Here is a 20,777-nt window from a genome sequence, read left to right as displayed (position 1 = left end):
ACTACAGTACTGACTGCCTCGGTCTGAATGTACAAGTAAGCCTTTACTGGGCTTTTTGTTTCTAATTGCCATATTCAATGCACGACAGACTAACTCTTTTGTCATACATTTATTTAACGCATAGCCAACCAATTCTTTGGTATAGATGTCTTTTACCCCTGCTAAATATAACCAGCCCTCATTAGTCCAAATATAAGTGATGTCACTAACCCAAGTTTGATTAGGACAACTAGCATCAAATTTTTGCTCAAGCAGGTTAGGATACACAAGTTTGTCATGGTTTGAATCAGTAGTGACTTTAAAGCGTTTGTGTCGTTTACAGTAAATGCCATGCTCTTGTTTAATGCGTCTGACCATATACTTACTAATGTCGTTTCCTTGAGCTGTTAGATGAGCATGTAGTCTCTCGTAGCCATAACGCTGTTTAGTTTCACTATGCGCAGCTCTAACGAGTAGTTCACAGTGATTGCGGTGTATTTGTTGTTCACTGATGTCTCGGTTTAACCAGTCGTAGTAGCTCGAAGCTTTGATATTCAATATCCTGCACATGCTAATAATACTAAAGTCTTGTTGATTAGCTTGTATAAAGGCGTACTTCACTTGCTGACTTTGGCGAAGTACGCTGTGGCCTTTTTTAGTATGTCTCTTTCTTCTTCGGCTACCTTTAACTGACGTTTCAGTCTTTTGTTTTCTTCGATAAGAGCAATAAGCTCAGGGTCATATTGCTGAGTACCTTTAAGCTTGCCTTGGTTAGCTTTGTTCTGCCAGTTTGCTAGGGTTTGCATAGGTATCTTAAGTTCTCTGGCTGTTTGACTGACATTGCCACCATTGTCTGCTATTTTTTTGACAGCTTCAGCTTTAAATTCTACTGTGTAATGGGGTGTTTTCTTTGTCATGGTAAACTCCTATTTGAGACGTTAGTTTACCAAGTTTTACTCTACGGTTTCTTCAGCATACATCAGAACATATTTCGTCTAGAATTAATCGTAATAGTTCTGGGAGTATATATATATATTCAGAACGAACACCATGCCAATCGTGTGTAATGTAGTTAGGCAGTTCAGTGAAAGGCATCCCAATGTTCAATTAAAGATAGAATATGGTGTTCCGCCAAGAAATTAACTATAGTCCATCCTAACTAAAAATAGTTAAGGTAGACTATTTTTTAAGTATAAGCTTTTAAAGCTCAAGCTTTAAAGTTATTTATTATTCTTTATAGGAAATTAATTTAATTAATAAGGTCGATCGTATGTTTATAGAGATTCTTGCTCAATATCCAAGATGTTTTGATACACGCAATATATCAGGATGTAATGAAAAACAAATTAATGATCTTCAAAAAAAGTTTAATGTCGAATTTCCAGAAGATTATAAAAATTTTCTTAGAGAAATGGGAACAAATCCTGGAAATTTTATGGCTGGTACGGACTTGACTTATTATGAGCTTGATGATATTCAAGAAGGATTAATAGATATTTTTAAATATAATAAAATTGATATAGATGAGAAAAACGTTTTTTGTGTTATGTTACATCAAGGTTATGTAGCTGATTTCTTTTTCAAATCAGGAAATGGGACGACAATGTTTTATATTACCGAAGGTGAAGATAATTATTTTAAGACCGCCGATAACTTTATGAAACTATTTCTTGGAAAGGTGCAATTTGAGTTAGATATGCGGAAGCAGTATAATAACTTCAAAAGTAAATAGAATAAACCTGTTATAAAAGTCCTTTTTTATTTATTTTTATAAGTAATATGTGAAAGTTTGTAGAATACCTATGCAAGTATAAGTATTCTAATATAGTTAACGTATTTAATAACAATTAAACGTGGGTATAGCATTTCACCCAAACCCCACCCTTGCCAAATCCCCAGCCCACTTACTTTGCGTAGCTGGGCTGTTTAATTCTTGCCTAATACGTTGCTCAAAAGCGGCGGCGTTTTCGCCTGCTTTAGCGTATTTACTACCAAAAGCGGCATCTTGTGCCAGCTTGGCGTATTCAGCTACAACGCAGGTGGCAAACTTAACAACATGGTCGGCTACAAAAAGGGCCATAACTACGACTACATCAAACAGCTTGGCTACGACAAATTTGAACAGCGAGTATTCTAGTGGCATGGTAACAACACCACCTGAGCGAGGAATTAGCAAAGTACTGCTTTGCCCGAGTGCAAGGCGAGAGCTGTGCTCGAGTGAACTATGACTACGATACTCGCAGAAGACTGTCACGGCTTAAAGTCAACGCCTATGACGGGCACGAAGGCACCAAACGTACCCGTAACCTCATGGATAACCACTATGACTACGACAACACCAGCAACATCCTAGCAATACAAAACCAAGCACCACTGCCCACACGCCTAAACCAACTGGGCGGCAGAGTTAGCCAAACCTTTGACTACGATGAGATATACCAACTTATCGGAGCATCAGGAGACTATGAGGCCAAAAACCGCAAAGACCGCTACATGGTTAATATGCAGTATGATGGTATTCATAACATGAGCGAGGATAAGCGAGTGTGTGGGGCACACTCGCCCGAAGCGCAAGACGGAAAGCTGTGCTTGAGTAAAGTAAAGAGCAAAGCCACCAAACCACCGGCAAAATCATCAACAACTGGCGTACCGTTAAAGGAACCACCTATAGTAACCAATACAGCTATAGTGACAAACAGCCCCATGCCGTTAGCAGCATCACAAGCGATAACGAAGCAACGCAGCAATACATCTATGACGCCAACGGACGCCATAGCGACACCGTACGTGAAGGCAAATGGGGCGTACAAACCCCAACTCGCAAACTCCATTGGGATGCCGTAGGCAACCTAACAGGCATAGATGACAGAGGTAACAAACAAGCCTACTACTATGATGCCTCAAACAACCGCAGCATCAAAAACAACAAGCTTTATCCGTTTGCCTCAACCGTCATCAGTGGCACAGGCTATACCAAACACTACTTTGCTGATGGTCAACGGATTGCTAGTAAAATAGGTAAATCTCTTGAGACCCCAATGTTTGGTAATCAGCCGCAGCAACAAGTACCAGCAGAAGCAGAAGCATTAGAGGACATACAAGACATAAGCTTAGATGAGGTCTATGCTCACTACAATGCCTTAGTCAAAGAGCGCAGTCATGGTATTTTAAGCTACCGACCTAATAAAATTAAAATAGACTTAGGTGATCATAGCAATGCCGAAGACCCAAGAGGCATCGACTATGAAGGACAACAATACTTCTATCATCAAGATCACATTGGTAGCTCAAGCTATCTCACAGATGACAATGGCGAAGTACATGAGTTCTTTGCTTATTTCCCAAGTGGTGAAACGTGGGTAGACCAATCAGGGGCATTTGGTACTGATTATAAGTTTACTGGTAAAGAGCTGGATAAAGAGACTGGCTTATACTACTTCGGGGCTAGATACTATGACCCAAGAACGCAGGTTTGGCAGAGTCCTGATCCTATTTTAGGGAGTTATTTGGATGGCGAGCGGGGTATGGGAGGAGTTTATAATCCGCCTAATTTGAATTTGTCTGCTTATACGCATAATAATCCGGTTAATTTGATTGTTCCTGAGGATGAGGCTGCTCAAGTTGCTGCAGCAAGCTTGTGTGGTCCTAGCGTGGCAGTGTGCGCTGGGATAACAGTCTTAGGCACTGGCGCTATATATATTTCTATACCTCATGGTCGAGAACAAACTGGAGAAGTTCTTAGTTCAATAGGTAATAGTATCAGCTCTGCATGGGATAATATTGTTGGGAATGATAATGTCCATACCGTTGACCCTAACTTAGCTAATCACATTAATGACTCCACAGCCATTGCTATGGCGCAAGGAAACATGAGTGATGGTATGAGAAATCTAATTAATATCGCTGAACAAACTAAATCTACCGAAGGAAGTTGAGATTAATAAGGGTACACATTTTAAACAATAGGAAATTTACCTATGCAAAATTTCGCTAATAAAATTTTAGAGGCTTGCTATCATAATGATCTAGAAATCTCTGAGTATGCACGTACGGCATCTAAGTATATTATTGAGAGAAGCTTGGTTGAAGGTGATGAAGAATACTATCAAGATTTAGAATTACATATTCATTTTTTTATTAAAAAAGCAAAAATATTAGATCAGTCCGTAGCAAAATCAGAAGTATATTGGAATGATCTAGCGTTATCTTTAGTAGATAGCTTCTTACAAGCATTCAAAAATCAACCTGAGAATAGATTATGGATTAGTTGGGTTCTAAAATATTCGGGAACCTTAGATGCTGTTAGAGAATATTTTATTAATTATATTAAGTTATACTGGCCTCAAGATGAGAAAGTAGCAAGTAATATTCTTGATATACTATGGGATATTGAGAATTTCAGAGCTTTAGAAAGCCTATATTATGAAATCGCAGTTAATGCGAAAAATGAAGAGTTATCACAGTGGTGTAAAGATGTTATAAAGGTCAGTAATCAAATCTTATATCCTCAAAGAACCTGACCCAAACCCCAACGATAAAACTTCTGAATACAGTAATCAAATCCTAGAATATAGGCATAGGCGAAATTATGAAAAAAAATTTTATAAAATTAAAAACTGACGCTGATGAGATTATTAAAACAGACTTCATTGATGAATTTATTAGGCTAGTTGAGACAGAGACCATATCAGTTGAATGTTTGATTATGCCATCTATTAAATCTTATTGGCAGAAATCTGCTATGGTGATTTGCTCTCTTGATGATAAGTATCTGGATCAAGTTTATTACTATTTATTGCAATGGATTATGGATTTAAATTGGCCGGGAGCTTGTGAAATATTTCATTTTTTAACTAGCAAGAAGGCTTTACAACTAGATATTGCTTTTGAAAAAGCATTAAAAAATGCTAGATTCTTAGAAGATGTTGACTGGCTAGATAATCTAAGTTATTTGCAAGAAGCAAGACATCACAATAGCTTTTAAGTTTTATGGTGTTAACCCATAGATTGGATAGGGTTTGTAATACCTGATAGCAATCATTCATTTACGACGCTACTCATAATAGAACGCTAGCCCCTAAAATATGCACTAATCCACCCAAAATCCAACCATCTTAAATCTTCTGTCCACTTGACTTGCGTAATTAGGCACGCTAACTCATGCCTAATATCCAGCTGTTAAAAAGATGGGGGGGGTTACAATATGCGTATGTATACTTAAATAAGGAAGAAGGATTTGTCAGTGCATAAAATATTAGCTTATTTGACTTTAATGATCTGTATGACTAGCTGTAATAATAACCAAGAAGTTAAAGCACCAGAAAAACACCAAAATATACCTGAATCGGCATTTTGGCAAGGTGGCATTGATGGTGGGTTTTGGTATGATTGTAACCCTACTGAACAGAATTATCGTTACCACTGTATTGTATACAATGATTCTACAGGGGATGTGATTATTGATGATTTGTTCGACTTGTTTATCTCAGTTGATCAACAAAGTATACCCATACATGAGTATGCTAAGATGAAAAAGTGGGATGCAAATAAAATTGCAGTTTTTGATGGTAGTTATTTACATTTAAACGGTACTTTAGAGCTTAAACCAGTGAATGGAGTTTTTAAGACTGATGAATAATATATCATTCTAATAAACTGAATGAAAATGAATATTATAACCGTAAGTTTGTGTTGAGCAAGGATGAGTGAAAGTTTTTGAATTAATGTCAATTTAACAGGCTTTACTTAAAGTAAAATTTTAACCTCAATAAAAATGACCTATGCTGTCAAATCCGTAGCTCTCAATTTGGGAGATAATAAAAACCTGCTAGAGTTTGGTTTAATACTAGAATTAAACGTGTCTTAATTTCTCCTAGAAACCCTAATGTAAAGCTTAAAGAGAATTAAAATTGGAGAAGGTTGGTGGATGTTAATGTAGAGTTTTTAGTAGGGGATGAATCTAATTTCATACTAGACGGATATAAAAAGGTCTATGATTATTTAATAGATAAGGTAAATTTAAATTTACTTAATAGAACTCATAAATTGTCTTTAGACAGCTCGTCTCAAATGGGTTTGAGTCCAAACGTTGGTTTATATGGGAGCCAACAATGGATAGAGAATATACATAATGGAACAATAAAACATAGCTGGGAAGTAGGTGAAATCACTGGAAAAAGTGTTATCGGTATGGATGATGAAGAGACGATAGAAGTACTGTTTGATAGTGGTAAAACTGAGCCTATCGAAATATATTCATTAAATTTGCTACCTAAAAATACTACTCATTATCTTAATACTGGAAATAAGGTAGCGGTTTTGTATCTATTATTACCACTAAAGAATAAAGAATTAGTCACCAATATAAGTCTAGGTGTAAAAGGATATAGTAGATCTATATTTAGAGTCTATATAAAAACACAGTAGATATCATCTGGATTAATCTACGATGAATGCTAAGACTGGTTTATAAACTCATATCAATCGAGTGGAAAAAATTGATCATACAAGAAGTTTATAATAGATAATCTTGATTTTAATAATATTATTTCTCGAATAAAATTTGGAGAAAACATGATGCTTTCTGTGCGGCTAGTTTAAGTGAGCTTTCCAACTACTGTTTTAGAGATAAAAATAATATAGTCGGCTCAATACAAAACTGTTACGTCGTCAAACTCGCTCGCAGTACTACTTGTACACCTTCGCTCGTTTTCCTTGTAACAGTATTATCTTGAATTGACTATAGCATACTTATTTTCTAAAAATATTTTCTTTGAAATGTTAGAGTAAAAATAAATTTTATCGTATAAGTGCTCTAAAATAAATTGCTACTTAATTAAATTATATGAATAAATAAATATTTTGGGCTATGGGAAAAATTAAATATAAAAGTATAAAGAACTTTAGCAGTAATGACATAGCTTTGCTTAAAGATTGCAAGACAAAGGCGATGCCTGCGTAGTAGAAGAGTAGAAGAAATGGATTTAAGCTACGCTTTTATATCAAGGCTAGGTTGGTATTGATTTATCTTAGTTGATTTATGAATATCAATTCTAGGCATAACTCTTTTGTAAATTTTAAAAAAATACTTAATCAAGAATTAACGATGGCTTTAAAATATAAAAAAAGACCCAACTTAGGGTCTTTTTTGTCATGTATTTATATTAGCGGTAAATCAATTTTGCTAACATTGTTGGTTATTGTCCAACTTTCTCAATTTCACGATCACCTAGTGGCTCTACAGGGCGGTTATTTCCCGTGAATAGTTGCATCATGATTTGAACTTCTTGTTGTGATACCGCCAATGGTTCACCCATCACATACCATTGTACTTGCTCAGAGCATGGTGGCGTGGTTAATGAACCGCTATAGTGGTAGTAAGGGCTATTTTTTGGTAACAAGCCATTGATATCAAAATCTCTTAGTAATACCGTATCGTTTAGGTCAGTAGCGGCAATACTGGCAGCTAGCAAGGCGTCTAGCGTTTCATTATCACCTGTTGGATTGAGCATTACTCCAATAACTGCCAGATCGCCTGCGGCATTGGCATTGACAAAATGTACTTCGGCAGGAAAGTTTTTGCCACCAATTTGGTGTTCACTTGGGGTATGATAGTGGAATTGTTTTAAGGTATATTGCTCACCATCAATCATCACCACATTGTTCTCATCAGTGGGTGTATAAACAACGGTATGATGGTTGTTTAAAATATTTAAATCACTACGACCATACTTGGTCATCGGCTCACTAGCAGAGGCTGCTTTGACTTGCTGAATATTGACAGGAGACTGCTGCTTTCCTTCACTACAAAGTGAGTGTGAGGCAGCATCACCCCAATAAGCAGGACCTGTTGTACCTGCATAAGACCACAATGGTTTTTTAGTATCAATAATCACGGTTTCATGCAGCGCATTGGTATGAACTTCTATGGTAGGATCAGAGGCAGTCGCTGCATCAATCGTTGGCATAGTAGTAGCCACATTAACGGTAGGAATGGCTTTATGGTTGTTACAACCTGTTAGCGCAATGCTACCTAAAACGCAAAGTGATGTAGATAGGGTAAGAAGTTTGATATGAGACTGCATAAAAGATTTCCTTGATTTTCTTAAAATTAAATTTTGCAATAAAATACATTTAAATTTATTGAAACATGTTTATAAAGTAAAAGTTACATTTTTGCAAATTTTTGTTAACTTTTCTTATTAATAAATTTCAAACGGTAGGGTTGAGGGTATCAAATGCAATTGTGATACAGTCATAAATTGAGATATAGGTATATCAATAGTAGGTAGGAGCGTGATGATTTTCAGTGTTATACTAAGCGTTACGTTAGGGACTAGCTAATGAATCGTTTGAAGGTACTATATTTTTTATAGATATCATATTTAAGACCAGTGTTAAGTAATATATCATTTTGAGACAGTCATGAGTATAGCGTCAAAGCCAAACATCACTGCCATCAACGTGCAGCAGATACAGCAGCGTCATATCTTAAATATGATGGGTATAGAGTGCTGGGTGGGACGTAGTACCAAGACGGTGCATATTTCTGAGGATATGACGCAGTATCGACACTCAAATAAGCACAGCGATAATCAGCAAAATGCTAAACACAGACCCATATCACCTATTAATTATGATAAAAAAAGGCAAGATAACAATTTAGTACAAGATTCGATATCTGTGACTGATTTAGCACAAAATCAAGTCAGTCAAAAAGACATTGCTGAAAATAGTATTACTGAAAGTAATATTACTCAAAATAGCCTTGCTCAAAATCGTGTCAATCAAGATGGGTTACAGCCAAATCAAATTGCAAAACACACGATAAAACAAGATATCAAGCAAGATACAAAACAAGGCACCAAAAAAGACTTTACCAAAGAAATTCTTGAAAAAATTAAACAGACGACTACAAAGACATCAACTGTCATCACAAAAACACCAGCAAAGCTGCCTGTGGTAGAGCAATATATTGAAGCCTTTACTTTGCTCGGTGTGGGCTTTGCAGATTGGGTACTGCTGGTAGACAGTCAGCATTTACATCAAGGTTCGACACTACCGCTTTGGCGTAATATCATTACCTCTATATCATTAACTGAGCAAAGTTTAAGTTTTCCTATCTGTCAGGGGATGCAAAATGTTGAGCTGGCAAACGCCAGTTTGGCAGGATTTGTATTTTGTATCGCTCAGGATGATAATAAACGGGTGGCTGCTTTGACCCCCCTACCAAAAGGGTTGGAGCATGAGCGGTTGGTGCGTGTGCCACAATTAACTGAGATGTTGGCAGATGGTGGTAAAAAACGCCAATTGTGGCAATTGCTGTTATCAAATTCTACCCATACTGATTGTTTGTAAAGTTGTAGAGTGTGTTGAACACTCATCTTAATTTTTACATAAAAGTAAAAAATAGCTGTATCCCTTATGGATATTAGCCTGACGGGGTGAAAGTTCAACAGACCCTAATAATCCAATTAATTTTATTGTCTAACGCTACTTTTAATTTGTGAGAAAATCATGACTACAAAACCAAGTGAATTGCATCGTTTACATAACTTCTGTGCAGGCCCTGCTGCCATGCCCACGCAAGTATTAGCAAAAGCACAATCTGAGATGCTTGATTGGCAAGGCAAAGGCTTATCTATTATGGAGATGAGCCATCGCAGTAGTGATTATGTCGGCGTAGCAGAGATGGCGGAGCAAAAACTACGCTCGTTGATGCAGATTCCTGATGATTATAAAGTGCTGTTCTTGCAGGGTGGGGCTAGCTTGCAGTTTTCTGCCATTCCGCTAAATTTATTGATGGGTGGTACAGGCGATTATCTGACTACAGGCGCATGGTCTGGCAAAGCGTTTAAAGAAGCTAAGCGTTATGCCGAGCTAGGACTTGGTCAGGTTAATGAAGTGGCAACGAGTAAAGACAGCAACTTTACTACTGTACCAGATCGTGCCGACTGGCAATTAACCCCTGATGCGGCATATTTTCACTACTGTGCTAATGAGACCATACATGGAGTGCAGATAACTGAACCCCCACAAGTGGCTGTGCCATTGGTTGCAGATATGTCCTCTTGTATCTTATCAGCCCCTATTGATGTGTCTAAGTTTGGTATGATTTACGCAGGCTCACAAAAAAATATTGGTCCTGCTGGTTTGGTGATTGTGATTATTCATGAGTCGTTATTGGATCGTGCCAGTCAGTGGTGTCCAACCTTATTAAACTACAAACACATGGCAGAAAAAGGCTCGATGTCTAATACGCCTGCTACTTATTCATGGTATTTGGCAGGATTGGTATTTGACTGGTTACAAGAGCAAGGTGGGGTGGAAGCCATTGCCAAAGTCAATCATCAAAAAGCCGAGCGACTTTATGCAGCTATTGATAACAGTGACTTTTATCAAAATCCTGTTGTTAAAGACTATCGTTCTATTATGAATGTGCCATTTACTCTAGCTGATGCCAGTTTGGATAAGCTATTTTTACAACAAGCCGAGGAAGCAGGATTGCTCAATCTAAAAGGTCATCGTGATGTGGGTGGTATGCGGGCAAGCATTTATAATGCGGTCAGCCTAGAGTCGGTAGAGGCGTTGATTGAGTTTATGCAGCAGTTTGAAAAAAATCATGCCTAATTATACTTAATAAACTTAATAAATTTTGTTGAATGGTTATGGCTTGGTAGTTAGTATTTAGTATGGCTGATTAGCTTGCTAAATATACGGATGATCACTATAAAAGGAATTATGTCATAGGTTATGTTTTTATTTAATGGCGTACGACCTAAGCCAATACAGTCAGTTGCTAAGTCTGCTGATAAAAAAGCACAAGCTTGGGCGGTGTTGGTTACGGCAATAGCAATGTTAGCGATGCCGTCACAGGCTGAGGTAGTGACACGTACTACTTTAGCGCATAATAGTACGGCGCAATATGCTGATAACGCCTACATGCCTTATGCCAATCCACAAGCACCTAAAGGTGGCGTATTGTCGATGGCTGCTACTGGTACGTTTAACTCTGCCAATAAATGGATGACCACAGGTGTACCGATGGCGGGGACGGATTATTTATACGATACTTTGATGACAGGTTCATTAAATGAAGCCTTTACTATGTATCCGCAGCTTGCTAGTCAGGTGACTTATGATACCGAAGATCCTAGCTGGGTGATTTACCATGTCAATCCCAAGGCAAAATTTTGGGACGGCACACCAGTGACCAGTGCCGATGTTAAAGCAACTTTCGATGCCCTTCTTACTAAAGGACCAATGTTTATTCGCGGTTATTTGGGTGATATTAAAGAGATACAAACACTGGATAAATACCGCGTTAAGTTCACTTTTGTTTCTGATGATAATAAAGAAGCATTGCTGCTCGTTGGGCAGTTTCCTGTATTTGCAAAATCATCTATTGATAAAAACTTTGAAACCTTGAGTTTGACCCCATTAATGGGCAGTGGCCCTTATCAGTTAGCAAGTGTAGAGCCAGGGCAGTCGGTAACTTATGCTCGAGATCCTAATTATTGGGGTAAAGATTTGCCAGTGAATCAAGGGCGTTATAACTTTGATATGATTAAATACGTCTATTATCTTAGTGATGAAGTCGCCTTTGAAGGCTTTAAAGCAGGGCAGTATTTGTTTCGTCAAGAGAGCAAGTCACAAAACTGGGCAACTGCCTATAATTTTCCTGCCATGCAGGCAGGTATGATTATAAAAGAATCCATCACCACTAAGAATCCTGCACCGCTGCAAGGCTTGGTGATGAATTTGCGGCGTCCACTTTTTCAAGACATCAAAGTGCGTCAAGCATTAACGGCTGCCTTTGACTTTGCATGGATCAATAAGACCATGTTTTATGGGCAGTATCAGTATCCACAAAGTTATTTTTTTGGTTCAGAATTAGAGGCAACAGGACAAGCAAGTGCCAAAGAACGAGCCGTATTGCAGCCGCTGATAGCAGATGCTGATAGTGAGTATCAGCAAGATGTGTTGAACAAGTGGCATTTACCCGTCTCTGATGGCAATGGCTTTAATCGTGAAGGGTTGTTGCGTGCTCGCCAACTGCTTTTAGATGCGGGATTTTATTATAAAGACATGAAGTTATATCAACCCAATGGCAAGCGTGCTCGTATTGAGCTGCTGGTCAAAGATGAGCGTATGGCGCAAGTATTGTTGTCTTATATTCGCAATCTAAAACGCTTAGGATTTGATGCCAAAATACGCAGTGTCGATGCCCCACAATATCTCGAGCGTACCCGTAGTTATGATTATGATATGATCGTGGATGTGTTTGCTCAAAGTTTGTCACCTGGCGCAGAACAAAGTGCTTATTGGGGTAGCGTGGCAGCAGATGAGACTGGCAATCAAAATAGCGCAGGGATTAAAAATCCTGCCATTGATGCGGTGGTTGAGCGTTTGGCACAAGCTCAAAATCGTGATGAGATTATCTTATATACCAAATCTTTGGATCGGCTGTTGCGGGCAGGCTATTATATAGTACCTATGCTGGCACAAACAGCGACCAATGTTGCTTATTGGGATCAATATCGTCACACGGAGAAGTTGCCTGATAATGCGGTGGGTATTGATTATTGGTGGGTGGATAAAAAGGCAGAGCAAAAAGTAGATAAGTATTTACATTAAATAAATTGCTTAATGATATGCAACACCCAAAATATAAATTTTTCACTGTAAATTTTAACTATTTTTTAAATAACTTTTAAATAAAGTGTAAGTTATAAGACTACTTATATTCTATATTAAGTTAAGACAACAATGAGTAAGGATTTGTATGGCCATACACATTTATCCCATCAAAGCATTTACAGATAACTATATCTGGATGTTGATCAATGAAAACAATAAGCAAGCCATTGTTGTTGATCCCGGTCAAGCTGAGCCTGTTCTTGAATATTTACAAGCCCATGATTTAGATTTGACCGCCATTTGGATTACCCATCATCATCGTGATCATACGGGTGGGGTAGCAGAATTACAGCAATCCTATCCAATGACACATGTAGTGGCGCACAGTGAGCATAATGTCAGCTTGGATCAATCAGTCAAAGATGGTAGTACTGTCAGTGCTTGGGGATATTCAGCGCAAGTCTGGGCAGTGTCAGGGCACACACAAAGTCATGTTGCCTATTTGCTTGATATGGACGGACGTAAGCATGTGTTTTGCGGGGATACGCTCTTTAGTGGCGGTTGTGGGCGTGTATTTACGGGCACCATAGAAGAGTTATACCAAAGCGTTGAGCGTTTAAGAAAACTACCCGATGATACCTTATTTTATCCAGCGCATGAATACACCATCACCAATCTACGTTTTGGTTTATCCATTGAGCCTGATAATGCAAATATGCGTCAAACACTTGGTACTGTGCAGCAGATGGTAGAAAAGGGACTCGCTTCATTGCCTGTGACTTTGGCACATGAAAAGAAGGTCAATGTATTTATGCGTAGTGACGTAGCTGAAACCGTAGAAGGGGTAAAAAGATTAGTGAATCTTCCCGATACAAAGCCACTGACTGTATTTGCTGCCTTACGTGAATTAAAGAATAACTTTAAATAACAGTATGACGAATCACTGTATAATAGCTGATAAGGATAATTATTATCATATTTAAAATTATATAAATTTTTTATAAATTAAGGCAGCCATAGATGGGACGCTATATACTCAAACGCTTGGCATTGATGCTACCGACCTTATTTTTGATATTATTGGCAAACTTTGTCATTGTGCAAGCCGCCCCCGGTGGTCCTGTCGAACAGCAGATTGCTCAGATTGAGCAAGCCAAAAAAGACAAAGCCATGAATGCGGCCATGTCACCAAATACTGGCTATCAAGGCTCACGGGGGTTGTCCGAAGAGATGGTCGAGGCAATCAAAGTGCAATATGGTTTTGATAAGCCTGCCCCTGAGCGTTTTTGGTTAATGCTAAAAAATTATGCCCAACTTGATTTTGGCAAATCCTTTTTTAAGGGAGAGTCAGTTACCGATTTAATCATTGATAAGCTGCCTGTTTCTATCTCATTAGGTCTATGGAGCACGCTACTTATCTATCTATTGGCAATTCCACTCGGTATTTATAAAGCGATGCATAATGGTTCAACAATGGATCGAGCCACTGCATTGCTACTGGCAGTGGGACATGCTGTGCCTGTGTTTGTATTTGGAGTGATCTTGCTGGTATTGTTTGCAGGTGGTAGTTATTGGCAGATTTTCCCACTGCAAGGCTTGGTATCAGAGAACTTTGATCAACTGACTGTATTCGGCAAAATCAAAGATTATTTTTGGCATTTGGCATTGCCACTATTGGCAAGTACTGTTGGTGGTTTTGCAGGTTTGGCATATCTGACCAAATTTAGCTTTATTGAAGAGCTTGGCAAGCAGTATGTGTTGACGGCTCGGGCAAAAGGATTGTCTGAGCGGCAAGTGCTGTATGGACATGTGTTTCGTAATGCCATGCTGATTATCATCGCTGGCGTACCTGCTGCCATTGTTAGCATATTATTTGCAGGTAACTTTATTATTGAGATTATTTTTAATTTAGATGGGCTAGGGCTATTGGGTTTTGAAGCAGTGGTACAACGAGATTATCCTGTCATTTTTGGCACCCTATTTATCTTTACCATTTTAGGATTGGTTTTGCAGCTTATTAGTGATATTAGCTATCATTTGGTCGATCCTCGCATTGACTTTGAGAGCCGCTAATTATGAATATCAATCCTGTTTGGCAAGCTCGTCTGAATCGCTTTAAACGCAATCGCAGTGGTATGTTTGCATTGATGTTATTTTCGCTTATTTTTGTGCTGTGTATGGGTGCAAATTTTATCGCCAATGATAAGCCATTAATCGTGCAGTACGATGGTGACTATTATTTTCCGATTGTGAAAGCTTATCCTGAGACAGCATTTGGTGGGGTGTTTGAGACCGAAGCCAATTATAAAGATCCTGCGGTACAGGCAATGATCGATGCTGACGGTTTTTATGTGATGCCACCGATTGCCTTTGCTGATCAAACGCCCAATGTGATGCTTGCACAGCCATATCCTGCCCCGCCTAATGCCCAAAATTGGCTAGGTACAGATGATGTGGGTCGAGATGTGGTCGCTAGAATCCTCTATGGGCTACGAGTGTCATTACTCTTCGGTATTGCATTGACGTTGGCAGGCTCGCTGATTGGTATTATTGTTGGGGCAATTCAAGGCTATTATGGTGGTTGGGTTGATTTGGCAGGACAACGGTTGATGGAAGTCTGGAGCGGATTACCGCAACTATTTATGATCATCATCTTGGTCAGTCTGTTTAGCCCCAGTATTTATGTGTTGTTTGCGATGATGCTATTGTTTGGATGGATGGGATTGGTTGGATTAGTACGGGCAGAGTTTTTGCGTGCGCGTAACTTTGATTATGTACGTGCCGCACGTAATCTTGGGGTGGCAGATAGGCAAATTATACGCCGACATATCCTTCCCAATGCGTTGGCATCGAGCCTATCTCAGTTACCGTTTATTTTGACTGCCAATATCATTGCGCTGACAGCATTAGACTTTTTGGGTTATGGTCTGCCACCTGGTTCACCTTCATTAGGGGAGCTGATGTTACAAGGTAGAAATAACCTCAATGCACCATGGTTGGCGTTGTCTGGATTTTTTAGCCTGACCATTATCTTGTCATTATTGATATTTATTGGTGAAGCGTTACGAGATGCGTTTGATCCACGAATGAGCTAAGTGGCTTAGTAAGTAATGAGACCTCACTCTCAACTGTAACCCGCTCCTAGTCTCGCCCGAAAAGGCTTTTAAGCCCTCCCCTTAAATCAAGGGAAGGGTTTGGGAGGGGTCTTATTTGTTTTCTAAATAATAAATAGCCGCCAAAGCGCAAAAAATATAATACCCATCACCACAAGTATAATAGATAACCGCCATACCCAACGAGGAATGAGCGGTTTTTTATAGCCAATATCATCTAGGTGATTGTTTAAGCCTGAGCTAAGCTGCGCAAATCCATCTGCTTTTTGTTGCCCTGTTTTTTTCTGCTCAGTATCTGTGTCTATCCTTGTAACTGGTTCTATATCTGCCCCTGTTTCTATGCCTTGTTTTTTAGCAATCTTGGCAATATTTTGCTGCTGCTTGGCTTTTATTTTAGCTTCATAGTCATCAATACGAGCTTTTGCTTCAGTCATACTGATGTTTTCTTCTTCTGCTAAGGTTTTAATTGCCATCACTAGGTTGTTTTTTTCAACCATAATGGCGACGGCTTTGGGTAATTTTTTATTAGACATAACATTAACAGTAAATTAGGGGAAGTTTAAAAATTAGCATTAAAAACTAAAGTTAAAAATTAAAAACCTGAATTAGGGCCTTGTAAAAACTCTATTTCTTCGTTAGTTGAGGTGCGATTAAGTATGGCATTGCGATGTGGGTAACGTCCAAAACGCTCGATGATGTCAAAGTGTTTTTGTTCAAAATTAATGGTTGGCCGGCTAGCAAACTGCTCAAATAGGGGTCTTGCTAATAGATGAATTTGCTTGCTTTCAGAGTGCATCATCGGTAGTAAGGCAAAGTTACGTTCATCTTGTGATAGTGTAGCAAAGTCAGGATGAGCAACCAATTCTTGAGAGAGTATTAATGCCATGCCATCGTGTTTAAATGCTTCTGCGCTGTCTCGATGAATGTTGCGAGAAAACTGGTCAAGGACGATAATCTCTGCCAACCTACCTTGCACATTTTCTCGCCAGTGTACCAATTCGCCACGTCCTGCTTGTTGTAAAGTGTTAGCAAATTTATTATTAATTTGTTGGTCTAACTCATTTGATTTTTTAAACCAATCGGCAGGATTTAAGGTGTCAAACCAAAAGGTAAGAACGGACTGTGGCGTAGTGGTTGTTGATGCTTGAGTTGAAGATGAGGACATAAATATTTCCAGTTATGGTTTTTAGTTGTAATAAAAATAATAGGCAAAATAGTCTATTTGAGTATAACATAAGATAAAAACCATCTATGTCTTGATAAGAAAAATATATTGTTAAAATTATTTAAATATATTCATTTTATTTATATTAAAAAATGACCATCATACCTTTATTTTTAGCGTAGATTATCTAAAAAATTACTGTTGTTGATACGAATGAATTATTGCATAATAAATGGGTAGATGTAGCGAGTAATCTATGGAATTTAGTTAATTAATTTAAAATAAGGACGACAATTATGAAAAAGTTTGTAATGGCAACAATGATGTGTATTGGTTTGGGTGCTGGCAATAGTGCAATGGCAATTGATACTGAGACTTTAGATCTGCTGATTGAGACTATGGGAGATACTTGTGCTATTACAGGTAAAGTAATTATGACAGATAGATTAAATGGTGTTAGTCAACAGCAAGCCCAAGATACTTTTCTGACAAAATATGATCAGGAGGCTGATAAAAATAGTAACCTTAAGACTTTTGATTTAGTCAAGATAGAGGCTGAAGCTACTTCTAATGACCCAGCTATAGTAAATGGTTTAGGTAATTCAATTATTAAACCTTTTATGGACAAACTTGTTTCAGGTGTTATAGAAGGAGCATGGAATCTTTCAGATACAGAATTACGTGCATTAAAGGAAAATAAAATGTTATCTATCTCTCAGTTTAGTGATATGACAAAAGAGTATTGTCAAACAGAAGTGTATAACAGTTTTCAATAAAGCGGTATTTTTTAATTGAATATTTGAGAGTCATGATGAAAAAAATAGTTATAGCATTTGCAATTAGTGGTTTAATGATGACTTCTGTTGCCTCTACTAATTTTGATGATAAATGTATAACAATGGGGGAAAAAGCCAAAAGTCTGTATCAAGCTCATCAAAAAGGAGAAAGTAAAGATGATCAATTTAACCAAACGATCCTAAATCAGGACTTACAAGCATTGGCTAAAGTATCCTCACCTAAGGTTGCTGAGGCATTTCGTCAGCTTCTTTATGGTACACTTGACGAGGCATTTTCGCAGCCAAAAGAAAGCAGTATTTCTATGCGAATGAAAAAAGCCAATGAGTTTCAACAACAAAAAATTGCCCAGTGCAAGACCCAATTTATACCTGTATTAGAGCAGCATTTACAGGAAGTAGAACAAAAAGCGATACAGCAAGCACGTGAGCAATATGCTAAATTATCAGGGGTTAAGCATGTTAATCGAACATCACACTCAATGGGAGATTTGAATAAAACAAAGTTTACAGACACTTATCAAGTGACTTGTAATGATGGCTCAAAGGGAGGTATTACGGTTACTGGTGATTATAATCAAAGTAATATCAGTACAATATATCAATGGACAAACTTTGATAGCCATCTGTTAGGTAAAAATGGTTATGGTAACTGGCAGACAGATTATGGTATTAGTGTTGATGAAGCGGCACGGCGTATTTGTCCATAATGCCTTATTAATGATGCAGTAAAAAAATGTTCTATATTTTTTTATTTTGCATCACTTTTAGCTTTTAAGGTATCTACCAATAACGTCAGGGTTTCAATTTGCTGGCGTTGTTGGTTTAATAATTCTTGTTGATACTGTACTTGTAATTGTAGTTTTTCAATTTCATTAATATAGTTATTACTACTGGCATAATAAGCAACATTATTGTTGTTATTATTGTCATTCATATCATTTATAAAAAAAACAATATTTTGCTTCTCTAAAAATAATAAATCCCCTAGTTTTACTCCAAATAGATCCGCAATCTTTTCTAGTTTTTCCATATATAGTTTGCTATTACCCAGCTCAAGGTTGGTATAACTGCTTAATGACATAAACAGCTTGTCTGCCATGTCTTGTTGTGTCCAGTTATTAAGCTCACGCAGTTTACGAATATTTTCTAGGGTTTTTTCTTTGCTGTAGTAGGTGTCTGTATCCATAAATTGTACTGTACCTGTCGTGTTATTTTGGATAAGAAAAGGGTTTTGTCTTCTTAAAGCTAATATTGTAACTATATAACAGTGTAACCATATAATGATAATAATGGCTATCATCTAAAATGCGATATAAAAAAAGGTTAAGCCATTAATGACTTAACCTGATTGTATCACTTTTAGCACATGAACTTCTAATACATGACTTTTAGACATGAATTTCTAGTACATGCCGTTACAGTTACTTATCTTTTACTTATCTACTTATCTTTCCAGCGTTGAATGGCTTCTTTAATCACTTCTTTTGCCTCAGCAACGTCACCCCAGCTTTCAACTACAGTTGTGCCAGCTTTTTTCAAATCTTTGTAGTGGCTAAAGTGAAACTCTAGCTGTTTGATAAGCTGTGGGGGTAAGTCGTCTAGGCTGTTATAAGCATTGCCATTGTTGCGGTCATCAGCAGGAACAACGACCACTTTATCATCTACTTCACCATCATCGACAAACTTCATCACGCCGATAACTTTGGCTTTTAAGAATATACCAGTAGTCAAAGGTTGCTCGGTGATGATAAGCGCATCTAGCTCATCGCCATCTTCGTCTAGTGTTTGTGGAATAAAACCATAGTTGCAAGGTTTGGCAAAAATTGCAGGTTCAACACGGTCTAGCTCAAATACGGCAAGCTCACGATTCCATTCGATTTTGTGGTTACTACCAGTAGGGATTTCTACCACAACGTTGATTTCACCGCCATCAACATCACCTGCATCTAATATTTTATTAAAGTCAGCCATCATTTATCCTTATTTGTTGAAATGAATGTATTGGAACAAAAAGTTGTTGAAACAAAACTTATGTTAATTGATTATGAGTTAATAAATCGTTGCATAGTATAGCAACTTTGCAAATAGGGCTAAAGTCGTAATCAAGATAACGATTATCCAATGTGTGATTTTACAGTTTTTTGACTACTATATACATAATAGCCGAATATTTACACCCATTTAATCATCATGGCTACGTACATCATGCCAATGTATGTTAGATTTCTTTGTTATATTTTTTAACGCAGCGCAATCATACCTTGATGACGGGCACGAATGTTATCGACCAGACGCTGAGTTACCGTTGCCATATCTTCGTGGGTTAGGTCGGTAAAATCAGCCAATCGACACATGTTCATACCCGCATAACCACAGGGATTGATATAACTAAAAGCGGTTAGGTCACAATCAAGATTTAGTGCAATACCATGATAGCTCATGCCATGTTTTATTTTAAAACCCAATGAAGCAATTTTGCCCAGCATATTCTCAGTATCCGCACTGCCATCGGCTTTTTGGGTATAGAGATAGACACCGGGTGCATCTTTGCGTGCACAGGCAATATAGCCATTATCCTGCACATAATAGTTGACCACATCTTCGATGGCTTGCTCGGCATGGGAGACTAGATTGCGTACGCCCCAACCAAGCGCGTTTAAATCAAATAACCAATATATCACCAGTTGACCTTTGCCATGCCATGTGACTTGCCCACCACGGTCAGTACGGATAATAGGGGTATTGGTACGCTGTAGAATATGTGCTTCTTTACCTGCCTGCCCGAGTGTATAGACATTATTATGCTCAACAATCCATAATTCATCACCGAGTCTATCTGTAGGGTTTATAACAGCAGTATCAGAATTTTGTTCTGCTTGTTTTTTTTGGGCAATACGAGTCATGGTCTGATGATACATGGCATCATAAGTGGCTTGATAGTCTGCTTGTGTTAAGGTTTTGGTGGTCAGGGTGGAGCATGGAGAATGTGTCATGAGCGTTTTATCACTTACAAAGGCAGTCAACTTAGTTTATTATCAGCTAAAGGTTAGAGCGGTTTCAATATGCCCTAGCTGTATTTACGGT

General features: G+C 38.0%; 23 protein-coding genes and 1 pseudogene. 16 read left to right on the top strand and 8 right to left on the bottom strand.

Annotation, left to right across the window (positions count from 1 at the left end; genetic code table 11):
- Positions 1–896: pseudogene (locus tag FHK89_RS11335) on the bottom strand (IS3 family transposase); the annotation flags it as partial.
- 353 nt (positions 897–1,249) lie between these two features.
- On the opposite strand from FHK89_RS11335, the gene FHK89_RS11330 reads away from it, so the two are divergent.
- Positions 1,250–1,711, top strand: coding sequence for an SMI1/KNR4 family protein (locus tag FHK89_RS11330; protein WP_227429534.1), 462 nt, complete (start codon positions 1,250–1,252; stop codon positions 1,709–1,711).
- A 135-nt stretch (positions 1,712–1,846) separates the two neighbouring features.
- On the opposite strand, the gene FHK89_RS11325 is transcribed toward FHK89_RS11330, so the two are convergent.
- Entirely contained in the window at positions 1,847–2,059 is a 213-nt protein-coding gene (locus tag FHK89_RS11325) for a hypothetical protein (protein WP_230660369.1), read from the bottom strand.
- A 137-nt stretch (positions 2,060–2,196) separates the two neighbouring features.
- Between FHK89_RS11325 and FHK89_RS11320 the strand changes: the two genes are divergently transcribed.
- The 7 genes from FHK89_RS11320 to FHK89_RS11295 all read left to right on the top strand — a co-directional run bounded on the left by FHK89_RS11320 (position 2,197) and on the right by FHK89_RS11295 (position 6,405).
- Positions 2,197–2,823 (top strand): hypothetical protein, encoded by a 627-nt coding sequence (locus FHK89_RS11320; protein WP_230660366.1) that lies wholly within the window; start codon positions 2,197–2,199, stop codon positions 2,821–2,823.
- A 48-nt stretch (positions 2,824–2,871) separates the two neighbouring features.
- Complete coding sequence (locus FHK89_RS14905; RefSeq protein ID WP_268992973.1) at positions 2,872–2,997, top strand: hypothetical protein; 126 nt, start codon at positions 2,872–2,874, stop codon at positions 2,995–2,997.
- Between the two features lie 20 nt (positions 2,998–3,017).
- A complete protein-coding gene (locus FHK89_RS11315; RefSeq protein ID WP_230660363.1) occupies positions 3,018–3,914 on the top strand; it encodes an RHS repeat domain-containing protein in 897 nt (298 codons plus the stop codon).
- 42 nt (positions 3,915–3,956) lie between these two features.
- Positions 3,957–4,499, top strand: coding sequence for a hypothetical protein (locus tag FHK89_RS11310; RefSeq protein ID WP_230660362.1), 543 nt, complete (start codon positions 3,957–3,959; stop codon positions 4,497–4,499).
- A gap of 68 nt (positions 4,500–4,567) precedes the next feature.
- Entirely contained in the window at positions 4,568–4,963 is a 396-nt protein-coding gene (locus tag FHK89_RS11305) for a hypothetical protein (RefSeq protein WP_230660359.1), read from the top strand.
- A 252-nt stretch (positions 4,964–5,215) separates the two neighbouring features.
- On the top strand, positions 5,216–5,617 hold the full coding sequence (locus tag FHK89_RS11300; RefSeq protein WP_230660356.1) for a hypothetical protein: 402 nt from the start codon (positions 5,216–5,218) through the stop codon (positions 5,615–5,617).
- A gap of 284 nt (positions 5,618–5,901) precedes the next feature.
- Positions 5,902–6,405, top strand: a complete 504-nt coding sequence (locus FHK89_RS11295; protein ID WP_230660353.1) for a hypothetical protein — start codon at positions 5,902–5,904, stop codon at positions 6,403–6,405.
- Positions 6,406–7,175: 770 nt separating this feature from the next.
- On the opposite strand, the gene FHK89_RS11290 is transcribed toward FHK89_RS11295, so the two are convergent.
- On the bottom strand, positions 7,176–8,063 hold the full coding sequence (locus tag FHK89_RS11290; protein ID WP_230660351.1) for a carbonic anhydrase: 888 nt from the start codon (positions 8,061–8,063) through the stop codon (positions 7,176–7,178).
- Between the two features lie 340 nt (positions 8,064–8,403).
- On the opposite strand from FHK89_RS11290, the gene FHK89_RS11285 reads away from it, so the two are divergent.
- From FHK89_RS11285 to FHK89_RS11260, 6 genes are all read left to right on the top strand, one after another.
- Positions 8,404–9,336, top strand: coding sequence for a hypothetical protein (locus FHK89_RS11285; RefSeq protein ID WP_230660348.1), 933 nt, complete (start codon positions 8,404–8,406; stop codon positions 9,334–9,336).
- 159 nt (positions 9,337–9,495) lie between these two features.
- Positions 9,496–10,608, top strand: coding sequence for a 3-phosphoserine/phosphohydroxythreonine transaminase (serC, locus tag FHK89_RS11280; RefSeq protein ID WP_230660345.1), 1,113 nt, complete (start codon positions 9,496–9,498; stop codon positions 10,606–10,608).
- A 123-nt stretch (positions 10,609–10,731) separates the two neighbouring features.
- Positions 10,732–12,615, top strand: a complete 1,884-nt coding sequence (locus FHK89_RS11275) for an extracellular solute-binding protein (RefSeq protein ID WP_442966588.1) — start codon at positions 10,732–10,734, stop codon at positions 12,613–12,615.
- Between the two features lie 148 nt (positions 12,616–12,763).
- On the top strand, positions 12,764–13,546 hold the full coding sequence (gene gloB, locus FHK89_RS11270) for a hydroxyacylglutathione hydrolase (RefSeq protein WP_230660342.1): 783 nt from the start codon (positions 12,764–12,766) through the stop codon (positions 13,544–13,546).
- A gap of 92 nt (positions 13,547–13,638) precedes the next feature.
- Entirely contained in the window at positions 13,639–14,691 is a 1,053-nt protein-coding gene (locus FHK89_RS11265; RefSeq protein WP_230660339.1) for a microcin C ABC transporter permease YejB, read from the top strand.
- 2 nt (positions 14,692–14,693) lie between these two features.
- Positions 14,694–15,713 (top strand): ABC transporter permease, encoded by a 1,020-nt coding sequence (locus FHK89_RS11260; RefSeq protein WP_268992972.1) that lies wholly within the window; start codon positions 14,694–14,696, stop codon positions 15,711–15,713.
- A gap of 122 nt (positions 15,714–15,835) precedes the next feature.
- Here the strand turns inward: FHK89_RS11260 and FHK89_RS11255 are convergent, their stop codons facing one another.
- Both FHK89_RS11255 and FHK89_RS11250 read right to left on the bottom strand, forming a co-directional pair.
- A complete protein-coding gene (locus tag FHK89_RS11255) occupies positions 15,836–16,264 on the bottom strand; it encodes a hypothetical protein (protein ID WP_230660336.1) in 429 nt (142 codons plus the stop codon).
- 59 nt (positions 16,265–16,323) lie between these two features.
- Positions 16,324–16,896: a DUF924 family protein gene (locus tag FHK89_RS11250; protein WP_230660334.1), complete on the bottom strand. Its 573-nt coding sequence runs from the start codon at positions 16,894–16,896 to the stop codon at positions 16,324–16,326.
- A gap of 296 nt (positions 16,897–17,192) precedes the next feature.
- Here FHK89_RS11250 and FHK89_RS11245 point away from each other — a divergent pair, with 296 nt between their 5' ends.
- Positions 17,193–17,672 carry a hypothetical protein gene (locus FHK89_RS11245; RefSeq protein ID WP_230660331.1) on the top strand — a complete coding sequence of 160 codons (480 nt, stop codon included), beginning with the start codon at positions 17,193–17,195 and terminating at the stop codon, positions 17,670–17,672.
- A gap of 35 nt (positions 17,673–17,707) precedes the next feature.
- Positions 17,708–18,400 carry a hypothetical protein gene (locus tag FHK89_RS11240; protein WP_230660328.1) on the top strand — a complete coding sequence of 231 codons (693 nt, stop codon included), beginning with the start codon at positions 17,708–17,710 and terminating at the stop codon, positions 18,398–18,400.
- Between the two features lie 41 nt (positions 18,401–18,441).
- On the opposite strand, the gene FHK89_RS11235 is transcribed toward FHK89_RS11240, so the two are convergent.
- From FHK89_RS11235 to lipB, 3 genes are all read right to left on the bottom strand, one after another.
- On the bottom strand, positions 18,442–18,879 hold the full coding sequence (locus FHK89_RS11235; protein ID WP_230660325.1) for a helix-turn-helix domain-containing protein: 438 nt from the start codon (positions 18,877–18,879) through the stop codon (positions 18,442–18,444).
- Positions 18,880–19,133: 254 nt separating this feature from the next.
- Complete coding sequence (locus tag FHK89_RS11230) at positions 19,134–19,664, bottom strand: inorganic diphosphatase (RefSeq protein WP_230660321.1); 531 nt, start codon at positions 19,662–19,664, stop codon at positions 19,134–19,136.
- Positions 19,665–19,933: 269 nt separating this feature from the next.
- On the bottom strand, positions 19,934–20,686 hold the full coding sequence (gene lipB, locus FHK89_RS11225) for a lipoyl(octanoyl) transferase LipB (protein WP_230660318.1): 753 nt from the start codon (positions 20,684–20,686) through the stop codon (positions 19,934–19,936).
- Between the last annotated feature and the right edge of the window lie 91 nt (positions 20,687–20,777).

This window comes from Psychrobacter sp. I-STPA10, assembly GCF_021012795.1.
Lineage (GTDB): Bacteria > Pseudomonadota > Gammaproteobacteria > Pseudomonadales > Moraxellaceae > Psychrobacter.
Note: the sequence above shows the minus strand (reverse complement) of the source record. Positions and strands in the feature narration are given on the sequence as shown.

What these genes read in the sequence shown, in the direction of transcription:
- FHK89_RS11255 (WP_230660336.1), bottom strand. Translation starts at nt 16,264, where the DNA reads ATGTCTAATAAAAAATTACCCAAAGCCGTCGCCATTATGGTTGAAAAA.
- FHK89_RS11305 (WP_230660359.1), top strand. Translation starts at nt 4,568, where the DNA reads ATGAAAAAAAATTTTATAAAATTAAAAACTGACGCTGATGAGATTATT.
- FHK89_RS11330 (WP_227429534.1), top strand. Translation starts at nt 1,250, where the DNA reads ATGTTTATAGAGATTCTTGCTCAATATCCAAGATGTTTTGATACACGC.
- FHK89_RS11235 (WP_230660325.1), bottom strand. Translation starts at nt 18,879, where the DNA reads ATGGATACAGACACCTACTACAGCAAAGAAAAAACCCTAGAAAATATT.
- FHK89_RS11315 (WP_230660363.1), top strand. Translation starts at nt 3,018, where the DNA reads ATGTTTGGTAATCAGCCGCAGCAACAAGTACCAGCAGAAGCAGAAGCA.
- FHK89_RS11260 (WP_268992972.1), top strand. Translation starts at nt 14,694, where the DNA reads ATGAATATCAATCCTGTTTGGCAAGCTCGTCTGAATCGCTTTAAACGC.
- FHK89_RS11230 (WP_230660321.1), bottom strand. Translation starts at nt 19,664, where the DNA reads ATGGCTGACTTTAATAAAATATTAGATGCAGGTGATGTTGATGGCGGT.
- FHK89_RS11310 (WP_230660362.1), top strand. Translation starts at nt 3,957, where the DNA reads ATGCAAAATTTCGCTAATAAAATTTTAGAGGCTTGCTATCATAATGAT.
- lipB (WP_230660318.1), bottom strand. Translation starts at nt 20,686, where the DNA reads ATGACACATTCTCCATGCTCCACCCTGACCACCAAAACCTTAACACAA.
- FHK89_RS11240 (WP_230660328.1), top strand. Translation starts at nt 17,708, where the DNA reads ATGAAAAAAATAGTTATAGCATTTGCAATTAGTGGTTTAATGATGACT.
- FHK89_RS11290 (WP_230660351.1), bottom strand. Translation starts at nt 8,063, where the DNA reads ATGCAGTCTCATATCAAACTTCTTACCCTATCTACATCACTTTGCGTT.
- serC (WP_230660345.1), top strand. Translation starts at nt 9,496, where the DNA reads ATGACTACAAAACCAAGTGAATTGCATCGTTTACATAACTTCTGTGCA.
- FHK89_RS11275 (WP_442966588.1), top strand. Translation starts at nt 10,732, where the DNA reads ATGTTTTTATTTAATGGCGTACGACCTAAGCCAATACAGTCAGTTGCT.
- FHK89_RS14905 (WP_268992973.1), top strand. Translation starts at nt 2,872, where the DNA reads ATGATGCCTCAAACAACCGCAGCATCAAAAACAACAAGCTTTATCCGT.
- FHK89_RS11245 (WP_230660331.1), top strand. Translation starts at nt 17,193, where the DNA reads ATGAAAAAGTTTGTAATGGCAACAATGATGTGTATTGGTTTGGGTGCT.
- FHK89_RS11250 (WP_230660334.1), bottom strand. Translation starts at nt 16,896, where the DNA reads ATGTCCTCATCTTCAACTCAAGCATCAACAACCACTACGCCACAGTCC.
- FHK89_RS11265 (WP_230660339.1), top strand. Translation starts at nt 13,639, where the DNA reads ATGGGACGCTATATACTCAAACGCTTGGCATTGATGCTACCGACCTTA.
- FHK89_RS11285 (WP_230660348.1), top strand. Translation starts at nt 8,404, where the DNA reads ATGAGTATAGCGTCAAAGCCAAACATCACTGCCATCAACGTGCAGCAG.
- gloB (WP_230660342.1), top strand. Translation starts at nt 12,764, where the DNA reads ATGGCCATACACATTTATCCCATCAAAGCATTTACAGATAACTATATC.
- FHK89_RS11325 (WP_230660369.1), bottom strand. Translation starts at nt 2,059, where the DNA reads ATGGCCCTTTTTGTAGCCGACCATGTTGTTAAGTTTGCCACCTGCGTT.